Genomic DNA, 5,860 nt, shown 5'->3' on the forward strand with positions numbered 1-5,860 from the left:
GAAAGTATGCTGTAATGATGTGATAAAAATAGGGACACCCAAAAACCAAAATTTTGGTCAGAAATAATTTTTCCGTTGGTAATAGGTATTCTTTTTCTCCGTAAATTTGATTCGGTTTTTGTGATACTTGTCCGTAAAAAATAATGTGATGGAGCTAAAGAGTGATGGCTCATCAATCTGCTTTTTTGATTGCTCATCCAATCAACATCAGCAAAATGAGTCACTCAATTATTGTTAATACAGTTGCGTAAAACCACTTCAAACTGACTAATGACAGGATGAAAAGCCTGTGCTAAACGAATATTTGCCAAATAGCGTTTTTTCGCTCTTTTGTTATCATTTCCGACTGCGGGTAGAATGTTATTATCAATTTGCGGGATAAAAAGATCATAAAAACAGACACTCACAGCATCATTTTTTTCAGATACAAATGTTCCTGACAAATCTCTAGTAGCTTCATACCATTAATTATGGAAAACCATAAACTAGGTATTGTTAAATATTGTTTTTTTATAAGAGTAAACACTGAATTTTACCATGACCGAAAACAAACATATTGAATACAAGCAGCAGGTGACTCCCGAATTAGAAAAGGAAGTGGTCGCATTTCTTAATGGCAATGAGGGTGGCACTATTTATATTGGTATTGATAAAAAAGGACATCCTGTTGGTGTTGAGGAGATTGATCAGGTACAATTACAACTTAAAGATCGGTTCAAAAACAATATACTTCCCTCGTGTTTAGGGCTTTTTGATTTGGTGATAGAAAAACGGGGAGGAAAAGATGTTTTGAAAATAATAGTAGCAGGAGGATATGAAAAACCCTATTATATAAAGAAGTATGGTATGTCAGAAAAAGGATCTTTTATTCGCATAGGCAGTTCTTCAGAACCGATGCCCACGAGGCAAATCGAGCAGCTTTTCGCCAAGCGTACACGACATTCGATTGGCAATATAAAATCTAACAAACAGGAACTTCATTTTCAGCAGTTGCGTATATATTATCAAGGCATTGGTAAAGATTTAAATGATCAGTTTGCAAAGAATCTAGAATTCCTTACAGAAGACCGTGCATTTAATTTTGTTGCTTATTTAATGAATGATTCCAATACCATTTCAGTAAAAGTAGCGAGATACAAAGGAATTGACCGTGTAGATTTGACGGAGAGCAATGAATATGGTTTTGAATCTTTGGTGAAAGCAACCCAACAAGTTTTAGACAAACTAAATTTAGAAAATAAAACGCTCACTAAAATTACCGCAAAAGAGCGTCAGGAAAAACGGTTATGGAATAAAATTGCAATTCGTGAAGCCATTGTAAATGCTTTTGTACATAATGATTATTCAAAGGAATTAGCTCCTAAATTTGAACTTTTTGATGACCGTTTAGAAATAACGTCGAATGGAGGCTTACCAGAAGGACTTTCCAAAGACGAGTTCTTTGAAGGGTTTTCTGTTCCCCGGAATAAAGAGCTCATGCGTATTTTTAAAGACCTTGATTTGGTAGAGCAATTGGGTTCCGGTATTCCCAGGATTCTTCAGTTTTATGAGAAAGACGTTTTTCAATTCTCAGAGAACTTTTTGAGAATTGTTTTGCCAAGCAACGTTATAGAAGATGCTGATCAAGTTGGTGGTCAAGTTGGTGGTCAAGTTGGTGGTCAAGATCATAATCATGTTAAAGAATTAACGAAAGGTCAGGATCAAGTATTTCGTTTAATAGAAGCCAATCCAAAAATATCAAGAAGAGAATTAGCGGAAAAGCTGAAAATTAACGAATCAGCGATACAAAAACATACTAATGCTTTGAAGGAGAAGAAAGTAATTGAAAGAGAAGGGAAAACTACTGGATATTGGAAAATTAATAAAGAATAGACAATAGATTTGGTGTATTAAACGCCAATGAAATCAATATTCTGAAAAAAGCTCGGAATATCAGGAAACTTCGGAGAGCACGTAACATTAATAGCACATTTCATTTTAACGATGAAGGTGAAATTGAAGGAGATTTTAAGCTAGTGTCTTGTATCGTTAGATTAGGATTTATTAAGTAATCTGGATAGGTATTTCAGGACGGATCAGAAAACTTTTTGAGAATTGTCCTACCGGCTGCAGAAGCAATTACCCCGCAAGTTACCCTGCAAGTTACCCCGCAGGTTGAAGCCCTTTTAAAAATATTTGCGGGCATTCATTCTAGAAGGGAGTTGCAGGAAAGATTAGGGTTGTCAGACCGTGAGAATTTCAGAAAAATGTATTTGCAGCCCGCCATAGATAAAGGTTTGGTTGCCTTAGCTTTTCCAGATCAACCAACCAGCAGTAAACAGCAATATTATTTAACAGAAAAAGGAAAAGACGCTGTAAAATAAAGTCCAATGGGAAGTAATCATCTAAGACCTTTACAGACCAATTTGACGGTTAATATTGTAAAAACCAAAATAAACGCACTAAAAAAGTTTCCATAAAAGCAAAAAAACCTTGTAAAGACAAGTTTTTTCCTGACCGGGAAGTCCCCAATACTGTTTGTTGACAAAATTATTTATTTAATTTTAAAATGAAAACGATAGCATCCTGTTTTAAAACAACAGGGGTGCTTACAAGTGCAGAGAGAAACAGTTGGCTTCTCTTCAAAGGACGCTCAAAATATGATTAAAATTCATTTAAAAAGAAAAGTAGCTTTAGAACTGCCGAAAATAGGGATGCAGAATGATATCAGATGATTTTAGGGTCAGATTCGTTACTGCTTTTAAATGGAATTCTGCAGTAAACTTTGAAAGCCACGATCTTTCTTCTTTTGTTCTGTTATTCCTTTTCTCCTTTATTGCATGCTGTTACTTCAAGATGATCAACGGAATAGTCTCTCAAAATTTCATTGAACAGCTCTTTTGTCAAATCGGAACTTCCCGATAAAACAGTTCTGAAAATTTCAACGCGGTCATCAGGGGTTAGTTCATTGAGTTTTTCGGTGGTACGGAAAAACGTCATCAAATCTTCTCCTGTTCTATTTTGATCGGTTTCCATGGTTAAGTAATTTTTTGTTTTAGAACTAATGGACAAATCTTTTAAGCACGATCAATTTGCAAAATACAAAGATCATAAAAACAGACGCTTAAAGCATGATTTTTTTCAGATAATTGTTCTTGACAACTCGCTGGTAGCTTCGTAACATTAATTATAGAAGAACCGAAAACGATGTATTGTAAAATATCGTATTTTTATGAAGATTTAAAATAGATCAAAAACCAGATGAAAGGATTCGCTGAGGCGAAGGAGATCACATTATTAATTAATATTTTGTACCGATTTAACTTTAAATATGAGCTTACCAATCAACATACATACTTTAGTTCACGGCGATGCGATCGAATGGGAACGGCTGGAATTTAAACGAGGATGGAATCCTGAAGAAGTAGCTCACACCATCTGCGCTTTTGCTAATGATATTAATAATTGGGGTGGTGGTTACATCATTGTGGGAATCGATGAACAGGACGGCAGTCCTATACTGCCTCCTTTTGGTCTGCCACAAAATAGGTTAGACAGAATACAGGGTGAAATCGTGAATTTGGCAAACCAATTACAACCTCATTATTTTCCTATTGTCCAACCGTACCTTTTTCAAGATAAACACATTTTGATTCTATGGTGTCCTGCCGGAGATAATCGTCCATATACAGCACTAAGTACACAAGGTAAAGGTGCACAACGATATTCTTATGTCCGTCATGGTTCGCGTAGTGTTATTGCAAGAGATGCTGATGCAAGAAGGTTAATAGAATTAACCGCACGTATTCCTTTTGATGATCGCATTAATCAACAGGCAGATATCAATGACTTTGATTTGGGATTAATTCAGGCATTTCTACAAGAAGTAAAAAGTGATTTATTCGAAGAAAGTAAACAAATTAGTATGGCTAACTTAGCAAGAAATATGCTCATAGCCAAAGGACCAAATGAAAATTTGCTTCCTGTAAATGTTGGACTCTTATTTTTTAGTAAAAACCCTGAAAAGTTTTTCCCAAGAACCTGGATTGAATTGGTAGTACATCGTGATGATAGTGGAAGCAATTTTACAGAACATTACTTTAAAGGATCATTACCGACACAGCTTCGTGATGCTTTAAGTTTTTTGCAAACGAATGTGATTAAAGAGCATGTTAAAAAAGTTCCTTATCAAGCTGAAGCATTACGCTTTTATAATATTCCGTATGATGCGGTGGAAGAAGCCTTATCTAATGCAGTATATCATAAAAGTTACGAAATAAGAAGTCCTATTGAAATTCAAGTATGGCAAGATAAAATAGAAATAGTAAGCTATCCTGGTCCTATCCCTCCTGTAGATGCTCAAATACTGCAAAGCCAAGAACGGATTGTCGCTAGAGATTACAGGAACAGACGCATAGGAGATTTCTTAAAAGAACTTGACCTTACAGAAGGCAGAGGAACCGGTCTTCCAACAATATATAAAGCGATGGAAAGGAATGGCTCCCCGAAACCTATTCTCAATACGGATACACAAAGTACCTGTTTTTTAGTAACACTGCTTGTGCATCCTTTAGTAGAAATTAAATCAGTCATGAATAAAGAGATCCCTTCAAGTATTAGCAATTTAGATGATGTAATAGCTCTTGTTGATTCTATTAATGACGGAGTTAGTGACGGAGTTATTGACGGAGTTAATGCTATCGTTGAGAATGAAGTACATCATAGAGCGATCGACATGCTTAAACAAATGAAAGAATGGATCAGCAGAGAGCAAATGTTTGCTGCAATAGGATTAGCGAATAGTTCAACGAACAGGAAGAGATACTTAGATCCATTGTTAGATTTAAATTGGGTAGCAATGAAGTACCCGGATATTCCCACCCATCCAAGACAGCAGTATAAAAGAACCCATTTGGGTGAAAATATTTTAAAAATTATTGGAATTTAAATTAAATTTAAACAGACTCTAAATACGATGATCAACCGAATAGTCTCTCAAATTTAATTGAACAGCTCTTTTGGCAAATCGGAACTTCCCAATAAAACAGTTCTGAAAATTTCAACGCGCTCATCAGGGGTCAGTTCATTGAGTTTTTCGGTAGTACGGAAAAACTTCATGAACGCTTCTCGGGTTATATTTTGACAGGTTTCCATGGTTACGTAATTTTTTGTTTTAGAACTAATGGACCAATCTTTTAAGCACGATCAATTTGCAAAATACAAAGATCATAAGAACAAACCCTCAAAGCATTATTTTTCAGATAATTGTTCTTGACCAGTCGCTGGTAGCTTCGCAACATTAAGTACAGAAAATCGTAAACGGGGTATTGTATTTTTATAAAAATTTGCGCACAAGATTTTACGGTATGCAAAATGATTGGCTCCGCCGAATCTGCGTTTTCGCGTGTGAGCGGGGTTACTCAAAACGATCCGAATGCAGTCCATAAAACAAAACGAAAGTTGAATTCTTCGCAGAATTTTTTTCATATCGTATTTATTTGGTTGATTTTGTTTCTTACGTTTTCCAATCCCTCAAAGAATTTTTCCAAGTCGGGATCAATCCACTTCAGCAAGTCATAAATCGTGTTTAAAATTGCTAAAGATTCCGTACAATCAATACTATTTCCGTTAAAACAAATCGGTTCACAATGGTTTACACTGTTTCTAAAGTCTCTCATTTTGTCCAACTTACTGTAAATACTTGCTCTTGTTTCTGTAGCTGGTTTGTACGGGAAAATATGAATGATCTGTCCGGAAAGTATGCTGTAATGATGTGATAAAAATAGGGACACCCAAAAACCAAAATTTTGGTCAGAAATAATTTTTCCGTTGGTAATAGGTATTCTTTTTCTCCGTAAATTTGATTCGGTTTTTGTGATAC

General features: G+C 35.4%; 7 protein-coding genes. 3 read left to right on the top strand and 4 right to left on the bottom strand.

Features of this window, described 5'->3' with window-relative positions; genetic code table 11:
- Positions 1 to 224: 224 nt before the first annotated feature.
- Positions 225 to 443, bottom strand: a complete 219-nt coding sequence (locus WBY99_RS04945; protein ID WP_423975225.1) for a hypothetical protein — start codon at positions 441 to 443, stop codon at positions 225 to 227.
- A gap of 94 nt (positions 444 to 537) precedes the next feature.
- Between WBY99_RS04945 and WBY99_RS04950 the strand changes: the two genes are divergently transcribed.
- Positions 538 to 1,872 carry an RNA-binding domain-containing protein gene (locus WBY99_RS04950; RefSeq protein ID WP_423975226.1) on the top strand — a complete coding sequence of 445 codons (1,335 nt, stop codon included), beginning with the start codon at positions 538 to 540 and terminating at the stop codon, positions 1,870 to 1,872.
- 215 nt (positions 1,873 to 2,087) lie between these two features.
- Positions 2,088 to 2,363, top strand: coding sequence for a Fic family protein (locus WBY99_RS04955; RefSeq protein ID WP_423975227.1), 276 nt, complete (start codon positions 2,088 to 2,090; stop codon positions 2,361 to 2,363).
- 433 nt (positions 2,364 to 2,796) lie between these two features.
- On the opposite strand, the gene WBY99_RS04960 is transcribed toward WBY99_RS04955, so the two are convergent.
- Positions 2,797 to 3,015 (bottom strand): hypothetical protein, encoded by a 219-nt coding sequence (locus tag WBY99_RS04960; protein ID WP_423975228.1) that lies wholly within the window; start codon positions 3,013 to 3,015, stop codon positions 2,797 to 2,799.
- 295 nt (positions 3,016 to 3,310) lie between these two features.
- Between WBY99_RS04960 and WBY99_RS04965 the strand changes: the two genes are divergently transcribed.
- A complete protein-coding gene (locus WBY99_RS04965; RefSeq protein WP_423975229.1) occupies positions 3,311 to 4,927 on the top strand; it encodes an RNA-binding domain-containing protein in 1,617 nt (538 codons plus the stop codon).
- A 53-nt stretch (positions 4,928 to 4,980) separates the two neighbouring features.
- Here the strand turns inward: WBY99_RS04965 and WBY99_RS04970 are convergent, their stop codons facing one another.
- Together WBY99_RS04970 and WBY99_RS04975 are read right to left on the bottom strand one after the other, a co-directional pair.
- Positions 4,981 to 5,133 carry a hypothetical protein gene (locus WBY99_RS04970; RefSeq protein WP_423975230.1) on the bottom strand — a complete coding sequence of 51 codons (153 nt, stop codon included), beginning with the start codon at positions 5,131 to 5,133 and terminating at the stop codon, positions 4,981 to 4,983.
- 329 nt (positions 5,134 to 5,462) lie between these two features.
- Positions 5,463 to 5,860: hypothetical protein (locus WBY99_RS04975; protein WP_423975231.1), on the bottom strand; the 398-nt coding region annotated here is incomplete at its 5' end.

Origin of the sequence: Kaistella sp. (assembly GCF_049588135.1) — a bacterium.
Classification (GTDB): domain Bacteria; phylum Bacteroidota; class Bacteroidia; order Flavobacteriales; family Weeksellaceae; genus Kaistella.